Origin of the sequence: Burkholderia pyrrocinia, from assembly GCF_003330765.1 — a bacterium.
In the GTDB taxonomy this organism is placed as follows: Bacteria; Pseudomonadota; Gammaproteobacteria; order Burkholderiales; family Burkholderiaceae; genus Burkholderia; species Burkholderia pyrrocinia_B.
The window spans coordinates 61222-82747 of the sequence record NZ_CP024904.1 but is presented as its reverse complement, the minus strand read 5'-3'; the positions used below and the strand labels follow the sequence as shown (position 1 = coordinate 82747).

At 67.2% G+C, this 21526-nt stretch carries 18 protein-coding genes; 5 read left to right on the top strand and 13 right to left on the bottom strand.

Going from position 1 to position 21526, the window contains the following annotated elements; genetic code table 11:
• Positions 1–40: 40 nt before the first annotated feature.
• The 9 genes from CUJ89_RS33500 to CUJ89_RS33465 form a co-directional block, all read right to left on the bottom strand.
• Entirely contained in the window at positions 41–1117 is a 1077-nt protein-coding gene (locus tag CUJ89_RS33500; RefSeq protein ID WP_114181768.1) for a sugar transferase, read from the bottom strand.
• Between the two features lie 853 nt (positions 1118–1970).
• Positions 1971–2915, bottom strand: coding sequence for a helix-turn-helix domain-containing protein (locus tag CUJ89_RS33495; protein ID WP_236655128.1), 945 nt, complete (start codon positions 2913–2915; stop codon positions 1971–1973).
• A gap of 410 nt (positions 2916–3325) precedes the next feature.
• Entirely contained in the window at positions 3326–3826 is a 501-nt protein-coding gene (locus CUJ89_RS37900; RefSeq protein ID WP_152036688.1) for a hypothetical protein, read from the bottom strand.
• A 493-nt stretch (positions 3827–4319) separates the two neighbouring features.
• A complete protein-coding gene (gene pqqE, locus CUJ89_RS33490) occupies positions 4320–5444 on the bottom strand; it encodes a pyrroloquinoline quinone biosynthesis protein PqqE (protein ID WP_114181766.1) in 1125 nt (374 codons plus the stop codon).
• 1 nt (position 5445) lies between these two features.
• Entirely contained in the window at positions 5446–5727 is a 282-nt protein-coding gene (pqqD, locus tag CUJ89_RS33485) for a pyrroloquinoline quinone biosynthesis peptide chaperone PqqD (protein WP_114181765.1), read from the bottom strand.
• Positions 5724–6443, bottom strand: coding sequence for a pyrroloquinoline-quinone synthase PqqC (pqqC, locus tag CUJ89_RS33480; RefSeq protein ID WP_114181764.1), 720 nt, complete (start codon positions 6441–6443; stop codon positions 5724–5726). The genes pqqD and pqqC overlap by 4 nt, the downstream gene beginning before the upstream one ends.
• Before the next feature lies 1 nt (position 6444).
• Complete coding sequence (gene pqqB / locus CUJ89_RS33475) at positions 6445–7368, bottom strand: pyrroloquinoline quinone biosynthesis protein PqqB (RefSeq protein WP_114181763.1); 924 nt, start codon at positions 7366–7368, stop codon at positions 6445–6447.
• Between the two features lie 64 nt (positions 7369–7432).
• Entirely contained in the window at positions 7433–7507 is a 75-nt protein-coding gene (gene pqqA, locus CUJ89_RS33470) for a pyrroloquinoline quinone precursor peptide PqqA (RefSeq protein ID WP_083302111.1), read from the bottom strand.
• A gap of 282 nt (positions 7508–7789) precedes the next feature.
• Positions 7790–9784: a sigma-54-dependent Fis family transcriptional regulator gene (locus tag CUJ89_RS33465; protein ID WP_114181762.1), complete on the bottom strand. Its 1995-nt coding sequence runs from the start codon at positions 9782–9784 to the stop codon at positions 7790–7792.
• 320 nt (positions 9785–10104) lie between these two features.
• Here CUJ89_RS33465 and CUJ89_RS33460 point away from each other — a divergent pair, with 320 nt between their 5' ends.
• Positions 10105–11091: an alpha/beta fold hydrolase gene (locus CUJ89_RS33460; protein WP_114181761.1), complete on the top strand. Its 987-nt coding sequence runs from the start codon at positions 10105–10107 to the stop codon at positions 11089–11091.
• On the opposite strand, the gene CUJ89_RS33455 is transcribed toward CUJ89_RS33460, so the two are convergent.
• From CUJ89_RS33455 to CUJ89_RS38740, 4 genes are all read right to left on the bottom strand, one after another.
• Positions 11076–13376 (bottom strand): TonB-dependent receptor, encoded by a 2301-nt coding sequence (locus CUJ89_RS33455; RefSeq protein WP_114181760.1) that lies wholly within the window; start codon positions 13374–13376, stop codon positions 11076–11078. The two genes, CUJ89_RS33460 and CUJ89_RS33455, sit on opposite strands and share 16 nt — an antisense overlap.
• An 82-nt stretch (positions 13377–13458) precedes the next feature.
• The gene (locus tag CUJ89_RS33450) at positions 13459–13887 is read right to left on the bottom strand and encodes an ExbD/TolR family protein (RefSeq protein WP_114181759.1); all 429 of its coding nucleotides are present in this window, start codon (positions 13885–13887) and stop codon (positions 13459–13461) included.
• On the bottom strand, positions 13884–14603 hold the full coding sequence (locus tag CUJ89_RS33445) for a MotA/TolQ/ExbB proton channel family protein (RefSeq protein ID WP_114181758.1): 720 nt from the start codon (positions 14601–14603) through the stop codon (positions 13884–13886). The genes CUJ89_RS33450 and CUJ89_RS33445 overlap by 4 nt, the downstream gene beginning before the upstream one ends.
• Positions 14604–14613: 10 nt before the next feature.
• A complete protein-coding gene (locus CUJ89_RS38740) occupies positions 14614–15612 on the bottom strand; it encodes an energy transducer TonB (protein ID WP_236655127.1) in 999 nt (332 codons plus the stop codon).
• A gap of 457 nt (positions 15613–16069) precedes the next feature.
• Here CUJ89_RS38740 and CUJ89_RS33435 point away from each other — a divergent pair, with 457 nt between their 5' ends.
• From CUJ89_RS33435 to CUJ89_RS33420, 4 genes are all read left to right on the top strand, one after another.
• A complete protein-coding gene (locus CUJ89_RS33435; protein ID WP_114181757.1) occupies positions 16070–17797 on the top strand; it encodes a methanol/ethanol family PQQ-dependent dehydrogenase in 1728 nt (575 codons plus the stop codon).
• A 77-nt stretch (positions 17798–17874) separates the two neighbouring features.
• Positions 17875–19125 (top strand): c-type cytochrome, encoded by a 1251-nt coding sequence (locus CUJ89_RS33430; RefSeq protein ID WP_114181756.1) that lies wholly within the window; start codon positions 17875–17877, stop codon positions 19123–19125.
• 73 nt (positions 19126–19198) lie between these two features.
• Entirely contained in the window at positions 19199–19516 is a 318-nt protein-coding gene (locus CUJ89_RS33425; RefSeq protein ID WP_114181755.1) for a high-potential iron-sulfur protein, read from the top strand.
• On the top strand, positions 19500–21383 hold the full coding sequence (locus CUJ89_RS33420) for a sigma-70 family RNA polymerase sigma factor (protein WP_201752439.1): 1884 nt from the start codon (positions 19500–19502) through the stop codon (positions 21381–21383). Before CUJ89_RS33425 ends, CUJ89_RS33420 begins: the two co-directional genes overlap by 17 nt.
• Positions 21384–21526: the final 143 nt, after the last annotated feature.

Below are 21526 nucleotides of genomic sequence, written 5' to 3'. Positions count from 1 at the left end.
CCGCCGCCGCGCATCCTTCGCGGCGTGCGCGCGGCAGCGGCTAATACGCGCCCGACCCGCGCACCACCACGTTGATCGTCCGGAACAGAATGCCGATGTCGCGGCGCAGCGACCATTCGCGAACGTAGGACACGTCGAGCGACACGCGCGTCGAATAGTCGGTGTCGTTGCGCCCGCTGACCTGCCAGAGGCCGGTCATGCCGGGTTTCGCCATCAGGTAGTAGCGCACGTCGGCGCCGTAGCGTTCGAGTTCCGCCTCGACGATCGGGCGCGGCCCGACCAGGCTCATGTCGCCCTTCAACACGTTCAGCAGCTGCGGCAGTTCGTCGAGACTCGTCTTGCGGAGCAAGCGGCCGATCGGTGTGATGCGGACATCGTTCTTCAGCTTGAATTCGCGACCCCATTCCGCGCGGGCGTCGGCGTCGCGCTCCAGCAGCGCCTTGAGAACCGCATCGGCGTTCGTCACCATCGAGCGGAATTTCAGGCACTTGAACCGCCTGCCGTTGCGGCCGACGCGCTCGTGCCCGAAGATCGCCGGGCCGCCGTCGCGCCGCACGGTCCAAGCGATGCCCAGCAATACAGGCGCCAGCACGACGAGCAGCATCGATGCGCCGACCAGGTCGAAGCCGCGCTTGACCATCCGCTTGATGCGCCCGACCGTCCGGTGGCCGATCTCGAGCTGGCCGCGCAGGTCCGCGTGTACGATTGCCGCCGCACGCACCTGGTCGCCCGCACGCTCGATCATCCCGAAGATCGCGAGCGTCAGCGCGCGAAATGCGATCAGGCCGATCCCGCTGGCGAGCGTCCAGTACACGAACCACTCGCTCGACAGCACGTGCGCACGATGCAGCACGTACAGCAGCGCAGTGCTCATGCCCTGCACGACGATCCATGCGAGCACCGTGCGGCCGAGCACGTGCAGCGCCGAGCGCGTCCGCGCCGCCTCGTAAATACCGCAGGCGGGAAATACCGACAGGGCCAGCGCGGCGGCAAAGGCGACGAGCGCACCGTCGAACAGGGTCCCGCGCGCACCGCCGGTCGCGCCGATCAACGCGGGAATGAACGCGCCCAGCACGATCAGTCCGATATCGGTCGCTCGATTGATCATCGAATTCATTGATATGAACTCCTAATTCATCATCCAACACCCGTTCGCGGTGCAGCGGTGCATCACGTCTGCTACGCGTGTCGTCCGGGGTGTACGCTCGAACTCGCCGCGGCGGCCTGCCGGGGCTGCGACACATCACGATCCAGCCGGATGCGATACGCGTTTCACGTGGTGCGCTCGTCGCGACGCCGTTTTTTCAATGTTTCCGCAGCGCATCATATTCGTCGCGACTCGCGTTTTTATCGCTTGCGTCCGAATCCGCCTTGTTGATGGCGGAACAAATCAAGGCCGATTCCGCGAGCGAATTATTCGATCGATTTCACGAATTAAGCGATGCATGTTCCATGCACGAATAACGTGCACACGCCAGGATTCATGCTCGAATTTAAATCGGATGAACGACATGTCATTCATGCCGATTCGCGATTCATGGCGCCCGCCATCGCCGGCGCATCGAGTAGCGCGTGCCTGTCTGGCGCCTCCTGCAACCTGCAACCTGCAAGCGAGCATCGGCCGGACTGGATCGACCGGATGCTCGCTCAACGAATAAAAAGGCCTGCACAGTGCGCTCACGGCGACACGACAGGCAAAATTCCGAGGAGTGCCGGGGTGCCGACTCCTCGAAAGGCCAGTCGATAAATTAATCCAGTAGATACGGGTTTTGAGCGACCTGTGTCGGACCGCGCCACGATTGTGGCTGAATCCGCCTTCGTCGCATGGAGACTGGCTTATATCCGGTATTGTCCATTCCAGAATAACGGCACTGCTATTCTGGCGAAACATTGATATCTGGATATTGATTTGGATTCGCGCAATGAAATTCCGCCGATTGACGGCGGACGGCGAATCGCGATCGTCCGGTCTAGGATGGCGCGCCGTTCATCCAGTCACCCAGGTCCGATGCGTACAGCATGTCCGTCGAAGCGTCGCCGTCTTTTCGTGCGGCCGCCCGATATTCGGTCGGCGAAGTCTGCAAGTGCTGGCGAAACAGTTTCGCCATCCGGTCGCCGCTGCCGAGGCCAGTGCGTCGCGCAACCTTGTCCGCCGGAAGATCCGTTTCGATCAGCATGCGGCACGCCTTTTCAAGGCGGATTCTCAACACGAACTCGGTGGGCGTGACGCCGATTTCGTTCTTGAAACGCCGCAGGAAATTGCGCTCGCTCATCGCGGCGGCCTGCGCCGCGTCGGCGATGGAAATCCGGTTCTCGCTGTTCACGCGCAGGTGATGCGCGGCCATCCGGATCAACTTGCTCGCGCGTGCGACGCGTGCGCCGAACAGCACGTCGGTCAGCTTCCGGTTCGCGCCGGACACCATGCACATCACGATTTCCTGCGCGATTTCGTAGCCCATGTCCACCCGGACGATCGACAGCGCATCCGAGAACGGCCCGTCGTCTTCATCGCCGGCAGGTTCGCCGTCATCGCGCCCGGCGGACGATGCACCGCCGCCGTCCGCGGCCGGCGCGGCCTTCTCGGCCTCCTTCTGCGCCAGATGAATCTGCGTCAGCAATTTTCGGCCGCCACCGCTGCCCCTGACGACACGTGCGCGCTGGTGCGCATGCCTGACCCACGTGATCAACTGCTCGTCGAGCTCGTCGATCCCGCCTTGACCGCTCAACACGAACATCGCGTGCACCGTGCTCGCTTCAAGCGTGCGGGCCGCTTCCGTCCAGATGCCGACGCCCGACGACGAGCGAACCGGGCCGCCATGCACGGAATACAGTCGCAATTCGTAACGGTCGACGAATGCGCCATCGGCCCGCCCGAGCTGATTCGCGAGTTCGAAAACGGCAGCCAGCTTGCCCATCTGCATAATGGAAAAACCCTCGAGCAACAGTACGATTACGCTTGCTCGTTGATGCCCGTTGCCGGCGCTTCTACCACGATTCACGCTTAACCCCGTCGATGAATGATTCGACACTGTTTGCATCATTACGGCCCTTTAACAATTTCTTACATTTCTTGTTTTCTGCGCCGCATCATAGGGGCGACCCTCGCCCGCCGATTTACCAATGTCTGTTTTCGCCGTGTTGTTGTCGGATTCAATCAAGCCAATGGTATGGCACTATTTATTGAGATTCGTCACATTCGGCGGAAATACATTCATGCGATTTCTCGAAAAATTGACGTGCATCAATGCCCCGAAATTTGAATCGGGATAGCGCGGGCCGGCTTATCACCATACGAATGAAGAGAAGCCGAAATCGATCGGATGAGTCATTCATTCCCGCTGGCACTGCCGGAACGGATGAAGGGACAGTATCGCGGCGACACGACGCCGATACTGTTGAGAACCGTTTCAATGATGCATGGTCGAATGCCGCTCAGGTTCGAATGAAGCCGGCCGGCAAACGGGGCGCGCGGCAACACGCACTGGCGTGCCGTCGAGCCCTGATCCGGGCCGCCGCTCCGATTAATCGTGCAATCCGGCGAATGTTTACGTCGAAGCCGAACGTACCGGCTTTTAACGTCATGCGAGCAGCAGTCGGCCGAATTGAGCGCGGTCGGTCCGGGATCGCTGAATGCGAATCGGTGATGCCGCTTTTGCATCGTACACGCATCGATTTCGCGTAAACGTCCGCGTCGGCAATTTTCGTCGAACGTTAATGGAAATTCAGACAGTGTTTCGTCTCGTGTCGACAATGAAATACCGGTGTCATCGTCGAATCTTCCGATATAGTGCCGCGCAAACGTTGTCATTGAAACGGATTCACCCATGAACGAACACATGGTCCGTACGGGATTACTCTGGATTACGCGGAATTACATGGGATTCGGGTGCCAGCCGAATCCTCTGTCATCTACCGGACTTGTCGGTGCGGAATCGTCATATGAGATTTCGTCCGGCATGCGCGTCAGCGGAATCGAATTCAGATTGAATCGTTTTCATGACTGTTGCGCTCCGGTCAAATGCCGCGTATGCGATGCGCGCGTCGCCATGTTCGCGCCGACAATGCTTTCGCGTCTCGGCTCGACGCGTTCAATGGATTGCGGTCGGCGGTAATAGCCGTCGCGTGGAACTGACAGCGCGGGATCGGCGGAAGGGGAAATCGGTTACAGGCAGGCGGGCAGGCACGCGCGATCCGTCACTCGCAGCCGCGCCTGCGGGCGAACCGTATCGCGTTCGCGGCACGGCGCGTTGCACCAACGCACCGCGCACGCGTCAAACATGCGTTCGGATTTCTGGCATCCATGCGACAACGTGTATCGCTCAACGCCCGACCGAATTGGCAGCACTGCGAAAGATCAGCGGCCGTTCGTCCTGCCGCTCTGCCCGTCGCGCGAATCGCACGGCCTGCTCGACCTGCCCGTGATGCGCGGATTTCGCGCACACCGGATCGGCTTCCGCCGGATCGCCTGCCAGCATGTAGGCCTGGCAGCGGCAGCCGCCGTGATCGTCATGGCGCTCGTCGCACGTGCGGCACGGCTCGCGCATCCACGCGTCGCCGCGAAACGCGTTGAACGCGTCGCTGTCGTACCAGATGTCCTTCAGCGACCGGTCGCGCACGTTCGGCAGCGCGAGGCCCGGTAGCGCGCGCGCGGCATGGCACGGCAGCGCGGTGCCGTCCGGCGCGACGCCGAGGAACACGGAGCCCCAGCCGTTCATGCAGGCCTTCGGCCGCTGCTCGAAATAGTCGGGAACGACGAACAGGATCTTGCACCGCTCGCCGACGAGCTTGCGGTAGCGGTTGACCGTTTCCTCCGCTTCGCGAAGCTGTTCGGCGGTCGGCATCAACTGGTCGCGATTGAGCATCGCCCAGCCGTAGTACTGCGTATTGGCGAGTTCGAGGAAATCCGCGCCGAGGTCGAGCGCCATCTCGATGATCTGGTCGACATGCGGCAGGTTGTAGCGATGGAGCACGCAGTTCAGCACCATCGGGTAACCGTGCGACTTGACGAGCCGCGCGACGCTGCGCTTGAGTTCGAAGGTGCGCGTGCTGGTCAGGAAGTCGTTCAGCTCGCGGGTCGAATCCTGCAGCGACAACTGGATATGGTCGAGCCCGGCGGCCTTGAGCCGTTCGATGCGCGCGGCGTTCAGGCCCACGCCCGACGTGATCAGGTTCGTGTAGAAGCCCAGCGACCGCGCGTGCTCGACCAGCACTTCGAGGTCGCCGCGCTGCAACGGCTCGCCGCCGGAAAACCCGATCTGCGCGGCGCCGAGCGCGCGCGCATCGCTGATCACCGTGCGCCATGCATCGGTATCGAGCTCGGCGCCGTGCGTCGCGAAATCGACCGGGTTGTAGCAGAACGCGCAATGCAGCGGACAGCGGTACGTGAGTTCCGCGAGCAGCCACAGCGGCGCGGACGGCCGGTTCGGAGCGGGTGTCGTGTCCATGTCAGTCGAGCCAGCCGCGCAGCCGCGCATGATCGAGGAAGCGGTAGACGTCCGACGCGAGATCCGACGTGCTGAACAGTCGCTCGAGTTCGCCGATGATGTCGTCGAGTTCGCGCGTGCCGTCGCAACGCGCGAGGATCTCGCCCGCGCTCGGGTTGAGCTTGACCATGCCTTCCGGATACAGCAGCACGTAGGCATCCTGGGCCACCTCCCACTGCAGGCGGTACATGCCCCTCAACGCGGGGCGCAGCGGCACGCCGCTGACGATGTCGGTGGAATTCATGCTGGGTATGCCTTTTCAATCGCATCGAGAATCGACCACAGCACATCCAGCTTGAACGACAGGATGTCGAGCGCGCGCTGTTGCGCGCCCGGTGTCGTGAAGTGGCTCAGCGTCACCGCGAGCCCATGCTCGACGTCGCGCTGCGCGAGCGGCACGCGGCTGCGGAAATACTGCAACCCGTCGGCGTCGATCCACGGATAGTGCGACGGCCAGCCGGCCAGCCGATCGAGATGGATCTGCGGCGCGAACATTTCGGTCAGCGACGAGCACACGGCTTCCTGCCACGGCGCGCTGCGCGCGAAACTGACATACGCGTCGACCGCGAACCGCACGCCGGGCAGCACGTGCGCGAGCGACCACAGCTCCGCGCGATCGATGCCAACCGCCTCGCCGAGCCGCGCCCAGGCCTCGATCCCGCCTTCGTTGTCACCGTGACCGTCGTGGTCGAGAATGCGCTCCACCCACAGCCGGCGCGTGTCGCGATCCGGGCAGTTGGACAGGATCGCCGCGTCCTTCAGCGGAATGCTGACCTGATAGTAGAAGCGGTTCGCGACCCAGCCGCGGATCTGCGCCGGCGAGCATGCGCCGGCGTTCAGGCGCCGGTTGAACGGGTGGTGGATGTGGTAGCGCGATTCGAGCGCGCGCAGGCGCGCCTCGAATTCCGGCGCACTCCAGGGCGCCGCGTGCAGCGACGCGGCGGGAATCGGTGCGGTCATATCAAACCTCGAATTGCATGCCGTCGTGGGCAACGTCGATGCCGTGCGCGCGCAACTGCGCGCGCTGCGCGGAACCGGGGTCGAGAATCGGATTCGTGTTGTTGATGTGCGTCAGTACCTTGCGCGTGCGGGCCGGCAATGCAGCAAGCCGGTCGATCATCCCCGGCTGCGCGCCGTCGCCGCACTGGGCAAGATGGCCCATGTCGGCCGCATGCTTCGTCGACAGCCCGAGATCGATCATCTCGGTGCCGGTCCAGAACGTGCCGTCCACCAGCACGAGATCGGCGTCGTGCATCGCGGCCCGTACGGTGTCGTCGACCTCGGCGAGCCCCGGCGCATAGAACGCGTGCCGGCCGCTCGCGACGTCCTCGATCAGCAGTGCGATGTTGTCGCCGGCCATGGCCGCCGCGCGACGCGGCGAATAAGGCGGCGCCTTGCTGTCGACCGGCACGGCGGTGAAGCGTAGGCCGCCGGCGCCCGGAATCGAGAACGGTTCGCCCGGTTCGATCGGGTGTGCGTCCACGCCGCAGTAATGGCCGAGCAGCGGCACGAGCGGCAGCCCCGTCGACAGGTCGTCGAGCACCGGCGCACATGCGTACAGCGGCAGCGGCGCCGTGCGCTCGCGCAACATCAGCAGCCCCGTCACGTGATCGATCTGCGCGTCGCACAGCACGACCGCGACGATCGCGCTGTCGCGCATCGCACGCGCCGGCTGCAGCTCCGGCGCGGCGCGCAACTGCGCAAGCAGGTCCGGCGATGCGTTGACGAGCACCCAGCCGGTGCCGTCGCCGCTGACCGCGATCGACGATTGCGTGCGCGGCGCGATGCCGTCCATGCCCTCGCGTGCGCGCCGGCAATTGCCGCAATTGCAGTTCCATTGCGGCAGCCCGCCGCCGGCACCCGAGCCGAGTATCTTGATCTTCATTGGCTTGTGCTCCCGATGCCGCCCGCATCGCCTACGACGACGCGGGCGGCACTGCGCGCGGCGCTCAGCGGTTGGCGATGTACATCGTGATTTCGAAGCCGAAGCGCAGGTCGGTGTAGGCGGGGGGCGTCCATTGCATGATGTGTCTCCTGGTTGAGGTAGTGAGTTGAAGAACCGCGTCGATCGAGCGGCCGATACCTGTTCAGCAAGGAGCGTGCCGGGGCTGCATTCCACTCGCGCGACGGCCGACGGCGTCCGCCGCGCGGTCATGACGCCGGAATGATTACGATCACCAGACGAAATGTTTTCAGAAGCCGTCGGACGACGGCTCGTGGCATGCGCGCGCGGCGCGGCAGGTGTTGCATCCTTGAGCACCGGGTGTTGCAACCTGGTACACCGGTGTTACATCGACATCGGCGTGTCAGTGTTCGTCCGGCTCGACCGGCTCGGATCCGGCGGCCGGCATCTTCCGGTAGATCGTGTTGCGCGACACGCCGAGCGCACGCGCCGCGGCCGATACGTTGCCGCCGTGGCGGGCCAGCGCGGCCGCGATCGCGGACGCGGCCACGTCCTGCAGCCGCGCGTCGCCCGGCGCGGGCACATCGATCGCGGGCCGCGGCACGCATGCGTCCTGCGTCACCTGCGCGCAGTCGCGCCGGATGTCGTCGAAGAAATCATCAGGCAGATGTTCGCAGCGGATCTCGCAATCGTCGTCGACCATCGCGGCGGCGGTTCGCAGCAGGTTCGCCAGTTGCCGGAAGTTGCCGGGCCACGCGCAGCGCTCGAACAGCGCCATCACGTCGGGCGCGACGCTCAGCGGCCGCCGTCCGGGGCCCGACAGCGTCTCGCGCTGCAGCATCTTCTGCACGACGACCGCGAGATCGGTGCGGTCGCGCAGCGGCGGCAGGCGCACGACGAGGCCGTTGAGCCGGTAGTAGAGATCCTCGCGGAAGCGGTTCTGGGCGATCATGTCGCGCAGGCCGCGGTGCGTCGCGCAGATGATCGCGATATCGACGCCGATCGCCTTCGTCGAACCCAGCGGATTGACGATCCGCTCCTGCAGCACGCGCAGCAACCGCACCTGCAGCGGATACGGCATGTCGCCGATCTCGTCGAGGAACAGCGTGCCGCCGTTCGCCTGCAGCAGCTTGCCGGTCGCGCCCTTGCGGCGTGCGCCGGTAAACGCGCCCTCCTCATAGCCGAACAGCTCGGATTCGATCAGCGTCTCCGGAATCGATGCGCAGTTGACCGCGACGAACGGCCCGTCGCGGCGCGGCGAGTCGTTGTGGATCGCCTGCGCGAGCAGTTCCTTGCCGGTGCCCGTCTCACCGGTGATCAGCACCGGAATGTCCTTGCCGATGACCTTGCGCACCTTCGCGATCACCGCCGCCACCTGCGGGTCGCCGGTGTCGAGATAGCTGAGCCGCGACAGGCTCGCCGCGTTCTGCGCGGCGGCCGGCCGCGCGGCCGCGGCCGCGCCGCCGTGCACTTCCGCCGGACGGCTGCCCTCGGCCCGCAACGCGCGCCGGAACTGCACGCGCGCGCACACCACCGCGCCGGTGCCGAGGTTCAACGCCACGTGCGGCTCGGTGCTCGCGCGCATCCGGTCGATCAGCTGCGCGCTGGTGACGTCGAACAGCGATGCCAGCGTATGCGCGCGCAGCGCGGCAAGCGGCATCCCCAGCTGGAACTGCGCGCTGCGGTTGGCCGACAGGAAACGGCCGTCGGCGGTGAACGCGACGATGCCCTCCATCAATGTCCCGAGGAATTCGGGGCGGCCATGGAACGACACCTGCAGCGTCTCCTGGAAGGTCGTGGTGAACAGGTGGTTCTCGATCATCTGCACCGACATCTTCGCGAGCGCCATCGTGTGCTGGTGAAAGCTGCGGTGGTCGCCCGTCACGTCGAGCACGCCGATCGCGTCGCCGTACGGATCGAGAATCGGCACGCTCGAGCAGGTCAGGAAATGGTTGGCGGCCAGAAAGTGCTGGTCGCCATGCACGACCATCGGACACAGCTCGGCGAGCGCCGTGCCGATTGCGTTGGTGCCCTGCCGGCTCTCCGCCCAGTTCGCACCGGGGCGCAGCGCGACCCGTTCCGCGCGCCGCAGGAAGTCGTCGTCGCCGATCGAATGCAGGATCAGGCCTTCCGCATTGGTCAGCACGATCATGCTCTGCGTATTGACGATCTGCTCGTGCAGCGTTTCCATCACGGGCATCGCGTGCACGCACAGCACGCGATTCTGCTCGCGCTTGAGCGCCAGCGCGGCACCCGAGATCAGGTCGTAGTCGGGGCGTGCGGTCGCCTGCAGGCCGAACGTCTCGGACCGCTCATGGGATTTCTGGATCGTGGGCGTCGGCCAGCCGGGCGCAGGCATGGCCCGTGCGTTGGCCGTCGGGTGAACGTCATCGCGCATTGTCTCCTCCGGGGATCCTGCCGGTCGGTCGCCGGACTCTTTGTCCTTGATGCAAGCAAACATCGGGCCATACTGCGATCGATGTTCGAACCGGCATCCCTGCACCGCCGCACGCCCCGAGCCGAAAGGAAAATGCAAGACGAACAACGCCGCGCGCGCCGGATGGCGCTACGCGAGCACGGTCGATGCAGTATCGCGATTCGGCCGCCCGCCGCCCACCCGGACGAATCCCGATCCTCATCGCTGGCGCGATTCTGGCTTCGTCACCGCACGGATCCCGCGCGGACCAACCGCCTCCTTTTCCCCGCACCACAGCCGACATGACGCCATCAGCAGACCGATTCCCCTCCTCCTCCGGCCGCCGCGCGCGGCTGTCCCGCGATGCGTGCGCGATCGCGTGGAGCGCCGCCGGCAACCCGCTCGGCCAGCCTGTCGTCGTGCTGCACGGCGGCCCCGGCAGCGGCAGCCGGCCCGCGATGCTGCGCCTGTTCGACCTCGAGCGCGCGCGCGTCGTGCTCGTCGACCAGCGCGGCGCCGGCGCATCGACGCCGCGTGGCGGGCTGCGCCACAACAGCACGATGCGGCTGATCGGCGATCTCGAGGCGCTGCGCGCGCAGCTCGGGATCGAACGCTGGGGCGTGGTCGGCGGATCGTGGGGCGCGGCCCTCGCGCTCGCGTATGCGGGACGGCACCCGGCGCGCGTCACGGGCGTCGTGCTGCGCGGCCTGTTCCTGACGTCGTCGCGCGAAGTGCGCGGCCTGTTCGTCGGCGCCCGCACGCGGGCGCCCCGGGAATGGCAGCGCCTGACGGCCGCCGCCGGCACCGCGCGCGCCGATCGCCTGATGGCATGCTGCGCGCGCCGTCTGCAAGCGGGCGCCGGCAAGGCACGGCAACGCGCGGTCGCGCTCGCGTGGCATGCGTACGAAGACGCGATCCTGTCCGGGCGGCCGACGCTCGCCGCACGCACGACGCAACGCACGGTCGACCGGCTGATCGACAAGTACCGGATCCAGGCGCACTACCTGCAACGAGCATGCTGGCTCGGCGAGCACCGGCTGCTCGCGCTGGCGCGCCGGGCCGCGCAAGCCGGCGTGCCGTTGCATGCCGTGCACGGCACGCGCGACCGCGTATGCCCGGTCGACAACGTCGACCGTCTCGCGCGCGCCGTGCCGGCCGCCGTCATCGAGCGCGTGCCGGCCGGGCATCTCGAGAGCGACGACGCGCTGGCCCGCGGCGTCGACAATGCGGTGCGCGAGATGCTGGCGGTCACAGCGGACGCACCGCCCCACGCTCAATCCCACGCATAGCGCGCGCCGACCCACGCGCCGCGCGGCGCGCCCGGCCCGACGAACTGCTCGTTGACGGGATTGAGTCCATCGAACGAATGATTCGGCCCGTTGAAGAAATTCTGGCCGAGCAGCCCGAAGCTCGCGTAGCGCTTGTCAAGCAGGTTGGTGATCGACGCGAACAGTTGCAGGTGCTTCGTGACCTGCCAAGTCGTGTCGACGTCGATCAGGAAATAGCCGGGAATCTTGCCGTTCGCGTCCTGGTTGTTCTCGTCGCCGCGCGCGAACACGCCGCTGCGATAGGTGATGTTGGTGCCGACGTTCCACTTCGGCGTCGCCGCATAGTCGAGCCGCAGCTTCACGGTGCTGGACGGAATGCCGGGAATGCGGTCGCCGGAACGGACGACGATGTTGCCGTGCGCATCGGCGCTCGAATTGCTCGCGCTGCTTTCGGTCCACGTCGAGCGATAGGTGGCGTCGACATAGCTGTAGCTTGCCCCGATGCCGACCGGCCCGAGCCGCGTATGCCCGGCGAGTTCGAAACCTTGCCGGCGCGTCTGGCCGACGTTCTGGAAATAGCCGAGCGTGCTCGCGCCGCCGTTGCTGCTGATGAACTGGATATCGTCGTCGAGCGTCGTGCGGTAGACCGCCGCGCTCCAGGTCGTCGCCTGCCCGGCGCGGCCGCGCGCGCCGAATTCGAATGTCTTCGCGATGACGGGCTTCAGCGCCGGATCGGCGAGAAAGTCGTTCGGCAACGAGCACGGCGCGGCCGGATCGGCGCACGCGAGCTCGATCGCGGTCGGCGAACGCATGCCTTCGTTGTACGTCGCGTAGGCGGTGAAACCCGGGACCGGATTCCACGTGACGCCGACGGCCGGATTGAACCGTGAGAACGTGTGACGCGCAGTGAGCAACGGCTGCAGGCCGCTCACATCCTCGATGGCCGCCCGCGACCTGTTGTAGCGCCCGGCCAGCGTCAGCGACCACTGCCGCGTCAGCGACAGCGTGTCGTCGAAATAGAAGCCATAGTTCGCGTTGCGCGTCTTCGCACGGGTCGTCTGCGTGAAATCGCCGAGGCCGATCGTCGCGCGCGGCGCCGTGAAGGACGCATCCTGCGACGATTGTTCGAAACCCGAGTTCGCGAGATCGGCCGACGCGCCCACGACGAACTGGTTGTCCATCCCGGCCAGCTTGCCGAGCAGCGTGAGCTGCAGGTTCGCGCCGTAGCTGTCGGTCGTGATGACCGACCGGTCGTTGGTCGCCTGCACGGTGTCGGTGGCGCCGCTGTCGTCCACGTTGCCGAAATCGTTGTTCACGTTGCTGCTGATATTGGTGTTGCGGTAGTGGCGGTAGTACACGTTGCCGCTGAGCTGAACGTGGTCGTTGAACGAATGGTCGCCCGACACGGTGACATACCCGGCGCGGTTGCGATTCAGGTCGGGATAGGTATAGGCCTGCGTCCGATTGTCGAGAAACGAGCGCGGAATGGTCTGCGTGCCCTGCAGCGCGTTGTCCGCGCCGCCGGCCGAGATCGACAGCGTCGTATCGGCGTCCGTATAGCGCAGCTTGCCGAACCCCTGCCGCACGCGGCTCGCGTTGTGATCGGCCCAGCCATTGTCGTTCGCGACGTTGCCCGTCACGTAGTAGTCGAGGTGGCTGCCGATGCGTCCGCCCTGCTCGATCTGCACGGTCTTGCGCCCCCACGAGCCGGCCGACACCTGCGCCGCGCCACCCGGGCTCGTCTTGCCGTTCTTCGTCGTGATCGCGAATGCGCCGCCGAGCGTGTTGAGCCCGTAGGTCGGGTTCGAACCGGGGATCAGTTGCAGCGTGTCGATCGCCGACTGCGGAATGAGATCCCAGTTCACGACGTCGCCGAACGGCTCGTTGACGCGCACGCCGTCGACGAACACCGACAGCCCCTGCGGCGTGCCGACGACCGGCGATGCCGTGAAGCCGCGATAGTTCACGTCAGTCTGGTACGGGTTGCCCTGTGCCTCGTTGATATCGACGCTCGACACGTTCTTCTCGAAGTAGTCGGTCAATACGCTCTTGTGCTGACGCTCGATGTCGCCACCGCGAAACGTCTGCACGTTGGCCGGCACGCGCGACAGCGGCGTGCCGATCCCGAGCAGCGGCGTCGTGCCGACGACGACAACCGGCGCGAGCGTCGGCGCATCGGCGTTGCCGGATGGCGCGACCTGCGCCGACGCGGGCATCATCAGCCCGCCGAGCATGCCGCCGAAACACAGCGTGACGCTTGCACGTCGCGCGACGAAGCGGTGCTTCGACGTATCGGCTTCCTTCATCTTCCTGCCTCCTCTGCGGGTGTCTTTTGTATCGTTATCCGTAACGATGCGTCGACGGCAATGGCCGCCCCGCATGGTTGGCCTATGGCGTTGCGCCGGCTTCGCCGTCCGCGGTCGCGATCGCGACGTGCGCCACGTGTGCGCGTCCGATCGACGCAATGACCGCGGCGACGGCACCGAACGACTCGCCGCGGTCGGCATGCAGGCTGACGCTCGTCCGCGGGTCCTGCGCGACGCGGCGGGCGAGCGCGGATTCGACGTCGGCCGGTGTTGTCGGGCGGCCGTCGATATCGATCGCGCCATGCGCGTCGACGGTCACGATGACGGCCCGCGCAGGCGAATCGCGCGCGATGCCCGCCGCCTTCGGCAGGTCGACACGTATCGCATGCGTCATCAGCGGTGCCGCGACCAGGAAAATCACCAGCAATACGAGCACGACATCCACCAGCGGCGTCACGTTGATCTCGCCGAGCGGTTCGCCCCCGTCGGCTTCACGGCAATCGGATTTCATACGGCCGCCCGGCGCGCGGCGCCCGTGGCGCGAGCTTCCGGTATCGCCGCATGCACCGGCGCGTCGATCCGGAAATCGCGCTGCTCGGCAAGCGCGACCAGATCCTGCCCGAAGTCGTCGAGCTCGGTCATGACAGTCTTGAGCCGTCGCAGGAACAGGTTGTACGCAAGGACGGCCGGAATCGCGACGCCGATGCCGATCCCGGTCGCGACCAGTGCCTGCCCGATCGGGCCCGCGATCGCGTCGATCCCGTTCGCGCCCGACGCCGTCATCGATTGCAGTGTGTGCACGATGCCGAACACCGTTCCGAACAGCCCGACAAACGGCGCGACGTTCGCGATCGATGCAAGCGCCGTGAGCCCGCGCTCGAGCGGCCGCCGCTCGCGCCCGATCTCGCGCGCGAGCGTGCGCTCGAGCATGTCGCGGCGATCCCACGCGACGAGCGTGGCCGGCGCATCCGGATCGGCCGCGGGCGCATGGCGCAACGCATGGCACACCGCTCGCTGCAGGCGTGCGTTCTGGCTGGCGGCCGCATCGTCGTCCGCCGGCATCGACAACGCGGCGCCATCGCCGCGTCGCGCGGCGAAACGCCGGTTGCCGAGTGCCACGCGCGCATACAGCAGCGCCTTGGCGACGATCAGCGTCCAGGTGATCGCCGACAGCACCGCAAGGAGCGCGAAGGCGCCGACAACCGCATGGTGGATAAAGTCGGACATGATGGATTCCTCAGTTTCCGAGTTTGAAGACGACGGGCACCTTGACCCACCCGTCGGTCGGTTCCATGCCACGTTTCGCCGGCACGAAACGCCAGTCACGGACCGCCGCGACAGCCGCGTCGTCGAGCGCGTCGTGTCCGCTCGTTGCCGACAGCAGGACCTGATCGGGCCGGCCGTTTGCGAGCACATGCACGTTCAGGAACGTGGTGCCCTCCCAGCCGCGCTGCTGCGCGAGGTCCGGGTAATCCGGCGCGGGATTGCGCAGATAGGCCGCCGCAAAACGCGGCGCGGTAACGGGTTCGGCGGCCGTTGTGGCCGGCGAGGCTGGCACCGTGCGTGCCGCCGCTGCGGTGGTATCGGTCGGCGCAGAAGCGGCAGCCGGCAGCGCCGGTGACGGTGCCGACACGGCGCGCGATCCCTCGCCGGCCGGCTTCGCGGCCTCGGTTGCCGCGGTGCGCGCAGGTGTGCGCTGGTCGGCGCGACGCGGCGCCGGCACGCTCGGTCGACTATCCCGATGCGTGAGCACATCGCGACTCACCTGCGCGTGCGCCCGCGGGCGGGAGACCGTGGCGTCCGGCTGGCGATGCCAGGCCGGCACGGCAGCGTTCATGGGCGCGCTCGCGTCGATTTCGACGGCGAGCGCGCGGGGCAGCGTCGAGCGCGCGTCGTCGGTGGACGCATGCCAGAGCGCGACGAGGATCGCCGCATGCACCACGAGGACAGCCAGCGCAACGGCATGCAGCGGTTCGCGCGGCCGCCGGGCCGGTGCCATCCGGACCGTCGCCGGATACGTGCCGACAGGTGCGACGCCATAGGCGAGCGCGGCCAGATGGCGGCGACCGGACAGGCGAGCAGCGTCGGACGATGTCGGGACATTCATGGCGGGATCTCGCTGCGCGGAATCGTTTCCCGTTCCGAACGGCAAGAAGCATGCCGATGCGCGCATCGCCCGACCGACAACGGGCCGACGCCGCCACGCACCGGAGCAGCGCCGCGTGCCGTCGCGCATCTGTTGCAGTTCGTGCCAACGCCTGTTGCACCTGTGTCAATCCGGATCAGCGACGCGACGGTTCGCCATCGTGCGCGTCACGGCTGCGCGGATCGGTCATGGCATCGTCCGCACGTCGACCGCCGCGCACGCAGCGTGACAAGCACGTGCGCGATTCATCACCCGCAGGTCGTCGTTCGCCCCGCCCTCTTCGCGACGCGTGCTGCGCGCCCGGCACTGTCATGTTTCGCAACACCGCGGCCGCGGATGTTCCCGAACGCAACACATGCGGATCACCCGCGACCTGTCGCATAGCTCGGCCCGATCGCGCGTCATCCGCCGCTCGGCCTTGCAGCGCGCGGCGCGCGCCGCAATGGCATGCGATTTGCGTAACTGGCTGTGCACTGGATCCGGAACCCACCCTGCCGGCCCGGCCGATGTTCGCCGCGGTGCGACCACAATGACTCAGGAGACAACCATGAAGAAACTCTCGGCTTCGACGAGCCGGCTGGCAACGATCGGAATCGCGGCGGCCGTCGCCATCGCCTTGAATCCCGGCCTGGTGGATGCAGCCGCGGATTACCCGGCCGTCACGTACCAGCGGCTCACCGACGCGCAACGCGATCCGGGCTGGCTGACCTACTACCGCACGTACAACGGCCAGGCGCATTCGCCGCTCAAGCAGATCGATGCATCGAACGTCAAGAAGCTCACGCAGGCGTGGAGCTACAAGTTTCCGGCCGAGCTGAAGCAGGGCTTCGAGGCCACGCCGATCGTCAATGGTCGCTATCTGTTCGTCACCACGCCGAAGGACAACGTGTATGCGTTCGACGCGTCCACCGGCGCGCAACTGTGGAAATACGAACCGAAGCTCGGTGCGGAATCGTTCAAGACGGCCTGTTGCGACGTCGTGAACCGCGGTGTCGCGCTGTACGGCAAGAATGTCTACGTCGCGATGCTCAGCGGGGAAGTGGCCGCGCTCGACGCGCAGACCGGCGCACTCGTATGGAAGAAGCAGATGTTCGAACCGGGCCTCGGCTACGCGTTCTCGCTGGCACCGCTCGCGCTCGACGGCGCGATCGTCGTCGGCAGTTCGGGCGGCGAATACGGCGCGCGCGGCTTCATCGCGGCGCTCAGCCCGAAGGACGGCGCGCTGCTGTGGAAGCGCTTCACGATCCCCGGCCAGGGCGAGAAGAACGCCGATACCTGGCCCGACGGGATGCAGGCGCACGGCGGCGCGCCGGCCTGGCTGACCGGCACCTACGACGCCGCGACGCGCACGCTGTACTGGGGCGTCGGCAACCCGGGGCCGTGGCTCGCGGACCTGCGCCCGGGCGACAACCTGTACTCCGATTCGCTGCTCGCGCTGGACCCGAAGAACGGCGACCTCAAGTGGCACTACCAGTACACGAAGCACGACACCTGGGACTATGACGGCGTCAACACGCCGGTCCTCGCGACGATCAAATACAAGGGCAAGGAGCACGACGCGATCATCCACGCGGACCGCAACGGCTACTTCCATGCGATCGACCGCGACACCGGCAAGCTGATCTACGCGGAGCCGTTCGTGAAGGCGACGTCGGTCACCGGCTACACGGAAAACGGTGCGCCGGTGCAGGATCCCGCGAAGTACCCGAAAGTCGGCACCACGATCGACACGTGCCCGAGCTTCCTTGGCGGCAAGAACTGGTGGTCGGTGTCCTACGACCCGGAACGCCATCTGGCGATCGTGCCGTCGCTGCACGCGTGCATGAGCCTGTCGGGCAAATCGGTCAACTACATGGAAGGGCTGCCGTATCTCGGCGAAGGCTTCGAGATCAAGCCCGAGCCGGGCAGCGAAGGCTACGGCGAACTCCAGGCGATCGACGTCAACACCGGCAAGAAGGTGTGGAGCCACTGGAGCAAGCTGCCGTGGAACGGCGGCGTCGCGACGACCGCGAGCGGGCTCGCGTTCAGCGGCTCGCTCGACGGCCACCTGTACGCGTTCGACGTGTCGACCGGCAAGGTGCTGTGGGAGAGCCCGCAGCTCGCGAGCGGGATCATCGCGCAGCCGTCGGTCTTCGAAGTCGACGGCAAGGAGTATGTCGCGGTGCTCGCCGGCTACGGCGGCGCCAATCCGATCTGGGGCGGCCCGATGGCCAAGGCGGCGGACGACGTGCCGCGCGGCGGCACGCTGTACGTGTTCGCCCTCGACCACGGTTGAGCATCGCGCGCCCGCCTGCATCGCGCCCGCGCCACCGGCGCGGGCGCCCCCCTCCGTTTCCACCCGAGCGTACGATCATGAACATTCGACTTCCCCACCTCGCCGTGGCCTGCGCGCTCGCGGCAGGCACGGCGCTGTCCGCGGCCGCGGCACCGGTCCGCGTCTGCTCGCTTCCCGGCACGCCGACGGCCGCGCTCGACAAGGCCGTCGCCCGCGAGGCGTTCCACACGGCCGGCATTGCCGCGACGTTTGCCGCACGTGGCGCCGAAGGCGGCGACGATGACGACGGCGTGTCCGCACACGAGCTCGCCAAGCTACTCGAACGCGATTGCGACGTACTCGCCGGCTTTCCGCGCTCGGCCATCGCCGACGCATCCGATACGACGCTGCTGTTCTCGCAGGGCTACCTGCGCTCCGGCTACGTGAGCGTGACGCTGCGCAACGCCGGCACACCCACGACCGACCGGGAGATCGTCGCGGCCACCTACGCGAGCCCCGCGCAACTAATCGCCGTCCAGCAGAAGAACGCCCGCTTCGATCTCGAGAACACGTCCGAGCGAACAGTCGACGCCGTCGCGAGCGGCCGCGCACACCGCGCGATCGTCTGGTATCCGGCGGTCGTCGCGTACCAGGCCGCACACCCGAAACAGGCGTTCCATATCGGACCGACCTCGTCCCCGTATGCGGACTGGCAGCTGACTTTCGCGTTCGCCGCGCGCTCGGTCGCGCTGCAGCAGCGCATCGATACGGCGCTGACGCGCATGAAGAACAACGGCCGGCTTGCTGCGCTGACCCGCAAATGGGCGCTGCCCGGCAGCGCTCTCGAAGCGCGCGCGGCACGTCCGGCTTCACGCTTCGCCGATGGCGCGATGGCGTCCGCCGGTCGCGCACCCGGCGGCATCGTCCGCACGCGCGGCGTGCCGGCCGGCGGCGCCTTCATCCGCGTCGCCGCGAGCACCGGCGATGCCGCCCCGGCGTTCGACGCCGCGCAGGCCGCGCACGGCAAGACGCTCTACGTCAATTCGTGCGCGAAGTGCCACGGCGCCGACCTCGAAGGCAACACGGCGCCCGCGCTGAGCGGTCCGTCGTTCGCGCCGCTGTCGCATTCGCACCTGACGATCGGCGGCGTGTTCGGCTACATGGCCAGCAACATGCCGGCGGACCAGCCCGGTAAGCTGAAGGACGACGACTATGCCGACCTGATGGCCTTCTTGCTCGCGTCGAACGGCTATGTCGCGGGCAACGGCAAGCTCACGGCCGATGCGGCGCGCGCGTCGAACGCGCCGCTCGTCGCCGGCCCCGCCGCGCACAAGGACGCCAGCCAGTGAAGCCGGCACGCGGCCCGGGCACGCGCATCGGGCCGCGCCCTTCCCACGATTTCATCTTCACGAGGAAACGACCGTGACCCACCCGACCACCCGTAGAACCTTCATCGTCAACACCATCGGACTGTGCGCGGCGCTCGCCGCGACACACCGCGCACTTGCGGCGCCGCCGCTCGTCGACGAGAACGACGCCGCGGCCAAAACGCTCGGCTATCGCGCCCGCGCATCGACCGTCGATACGGCGAAGTTCCCGAAATACCAGTCGGGCGAACGCTGCGCGAATTGCCGCTTCTACAAGGCGGACGCATCGGATGCCGTCGGCACGTGCCCGATGTTCGGCGGCAAGTCGGTCGCGGCGGACGGCTGGTGCAACGTGTATGCCAGGCGCGCGTGACGCATCGCGCGGCGGGATGCCGACGCTGCGCGCGCCGGCACTCGTGGCCGGCATCGATGACGGCTTGCCGCCGCAAGCCGTCGCCCGTCTCCATGCGCTGATCGCGACCGGCCTGTCACGCGGCTTCGTCACGCGCGCCGACATCATCGATGCGCTGCCCGACGACGATGCGAACGAAAGCGGGATCGATGCGACGGCCGCGGTACTCGGTGAACTCGGCATCGCGGTGTGCGACGGCGCCGACACGGCGACCAGCTGGACGCTCGACCGCTACTTCCGGCCCGCGCTACACGCGCGCGCATGGGCCGAAGGCGCCGGCGCACTCGTCGCGGCCGACCTGCTCGCACCGCGCACGACCGATCCGGTTCGGCTGTATCTGCGCGAGATGGGCACGACGCCGCTCCTCACGCGCGACGAGGAATTCGCGCACGCGCAGCGTATCGAGCGCGGCCGCGCGGCATCGGTCGCGGTGCTGTGCGGCGATCCGGACGCGCTCGGTGCGCTGGTGTCGATACGCGGCGAGATCGCCGAATGCCGGACGGCCGCATCCACCTATGTGATCTTTCTGGCCGATGGTCCGCGTGAGGATGCACCTGCCGCGAGCCCGAGCACGGGTGTCTCGCCGGCCGTCGTCGCGCCCGCACGCGACGACGACACGCCGCCGGAGGATTCGGCCTGGCGCAACGCGGTGCTGGCGCGGCTGGCACGCATCGACGCGCTCGCGAATGGCATGCGTGAGGCGCTGACGTCCGGCGGCACCACCTCTTCCGCGTATCGTGCATACGTACGCGACGCCGCCGCGTTGCTCGGCACGCTGCGCCTGTCCGCGCGCGCGGTCGAGCGGATGAGCGCGCCTTTGCGCGGCCGCGCACGCCGGCATCGCGAACTGCGGAGCCGGCTCGAGCGCATGCTGGCCGACGCGGGCGTCCCGCCGTCATCCGCGCATGCCGCCGACGACGACCACGCCGGCTGGCTCGCGTCGTGCATTGCCGCGCATCCGGGCTGCGAGCCGGCGTTGACCCGGCGCGCGGCGGCGCTCGTCGATGCGCGCGAGGCGGTCGTGCGCGGTGCATTTGCGCAGGATCTGCCGCCCGACGCTACCGCGTTGCTCGATGCGCGCCTCGGTGCGATCGAACGCGCGATGCAGCCGGCGAGGACGGGACTCTTCAACGCGAACCTCCGGCTCGTCGTATCGATCGCGAAGCGCTATCCCGATCGCGGCCTGCCGTTCGCGGACCTGATCCAGGAAGGCAATATCGGCCTGCTGAAAGCCGTCGAGCGCTACGACCACCGGCGCGGCTTCCGGTTTTCGACTTACGCGACCTGGTGGATACGGCAGGCGATCACGCATGCGCTCGCCGACCTCGGACGCACGATCCGCGTGCCGACGCATACGGTCGACGCGCTCAACAAGCTGACGCGGATCGGGCGCGACCATCGGCAGCGATCGGGTACGGCCGCGACGCCGGGAGAACTGGCGGCGCACATGGGCGAGCCGGTCGAAAAGGTCCGCGACCTGATGGCGATCGTGAAGGAGCCGATCTCCGCGGACCTGCCCGTGTCGCCGGACGGCGACATGACATTCGCCGATGTCGTGCCCGATACCGCGACACCCTCGCCCGACGACGCCGCCGGCGCCGCGCAGTTGCGCGATGCAATCGCCACTGCGATCGACCGGCTGCCGCCGCGCGAGGCGATGATCCTGCGGCTGCGCTACGGAATTCGCACGGGCGAAGGATGCTCGCTGCGCGATATCGGCCGCCAGTTGAATCTGTCCGCCGAACGCGTGCGGCAGCTCGAGGCCTCGGCGCTCGCGCGGCTGCGCGCGTCCGACGCGCACGGCGCCCTCCGGTCGTTCATCGCGTAGCACGGGCCGCGTCGGCACGGCGTGCGCGCTGCACCGTTCGCCGTGTTGTCGCCTGCAACACCCGCTGCTGCATTTCGGCGCACCGGGCGCACCATCGACAATGCTTCGCAGTACGTATCGCATGACGCGAAAGACGCCGCCGC

Bases quoted from the DNA above. Each gene is read 5' to 3' on its own strand.
- pqqC (WP_114181764.1), bottom strand. From the start codon at position 6,443: ATGACCGCACCGATTCCCGCCGCGTCGCTGCACGCGGCGCCCTGGAGT.
- CUJ89_RS33500 (WP_114181768.1), bottom strand. From the start codon at position 1,117: ATGAATTCGATGATCAATCGAGCGACCGATATCGGACTGATCGTGCTG.
- CUJ89_RS33455 (WP_114181760.1), bottom strand. From the start codon at position 13,376: ATGAAGGAAGCCGATACGTCGAAGCACCGCTTCGTCGCGCGACGTGCA.
- pqqB (WP_114181763.1), bottom strand. From the start codon at position 7,368: ATGAAGATCAAGATACTCGGCTCGGGTGCCGGCGGCGGGCTGCCGCAA.
- CUJ89_RS33450 (WP_114181759.1), bottom strand. From the start codon at position 13,887: ATGAAATCCGATTGCCGTGAAGCCGACGGGGGCGAACCGCTCGGCGAG.
- CUJ89_RS37900 (WP_152036688.1), bottom strand. From the start codon at position 3,826: ATGGGTGAATCCGTTTCAATGACAACGTTTGCGCGGCACTATATCGGA.
- CUJ89_RS33435 (WP_114181757.1), top strand. From the start codon at position 16,070: ATGAAGAAACTCTCGGCTTCGACGAGCCGGCTGGCAACGATCGGAATC.
- CUJ89_RS33445 (WP_114181758.1), bottom strand. From the start codon at position 14,603: ATGTCCGACTTTATCCACCATGCGGTTGTCGGCGCCTTCGCGCTCCTT.
- CUJ89_RS33430 (WP_114181756.1), top strand. From the start codon at position 17,875: ATGAACATTCGACTTCCCCACCTCGCCGTGGCCTGCGCGCTCGCGGCA.
- CUJ89_RS33460 (WP_114181761.1), top strand. From the start codon at position 10,105: ATGACGCCATCAGCAGACCGATTCCCCTCCTCCTCCGGCCGCCGCGCG.
- CUJ89_RS33465 (WP_114181762.1), bottom strand. From the start codon at position 9,784: ATGCGCGATGACGTTCACCCGACGGCCAACGCACGGGCCATGCCTGCG.
- CUJ89_RS33495 (WP_236655128.1), bottom strand. From the start codon at position 2,915: ATGGGCAAGCTGGCTGCCGTTTTCGAACTCGCGAATCAGCTCGGGCGG.
- pqqD (WP_114181765.1), bottom strand. From the start codon at position 5,727: ATGAATTCCACCGACATCGTCAGCGGCGTGCCGCTGCGCCCCGCGTTG.
- pqqE (WP_114181766.1), bottom strand. From the start codon at position 5,444: ATGGACACGACACCCGCTCCGAACCGGCCGTCCGCGCCGCTGTGGCTG.
- CUJ89_RS38740 (WP_236655127.1), bottom strand. From the start codon at position 15,612: ATGCGCGACGGCACGCGGCGCTGCTCCGGTGCGTGGCGGCGTCGGCCC.
- CUJ89_RS33420 (WP_201752439.1), top strand. From the start codon at position 19,500: ATGCCAGGCGCGCGTGACGCATCGCGCGGCGGGATGCCGACGCTGCGC.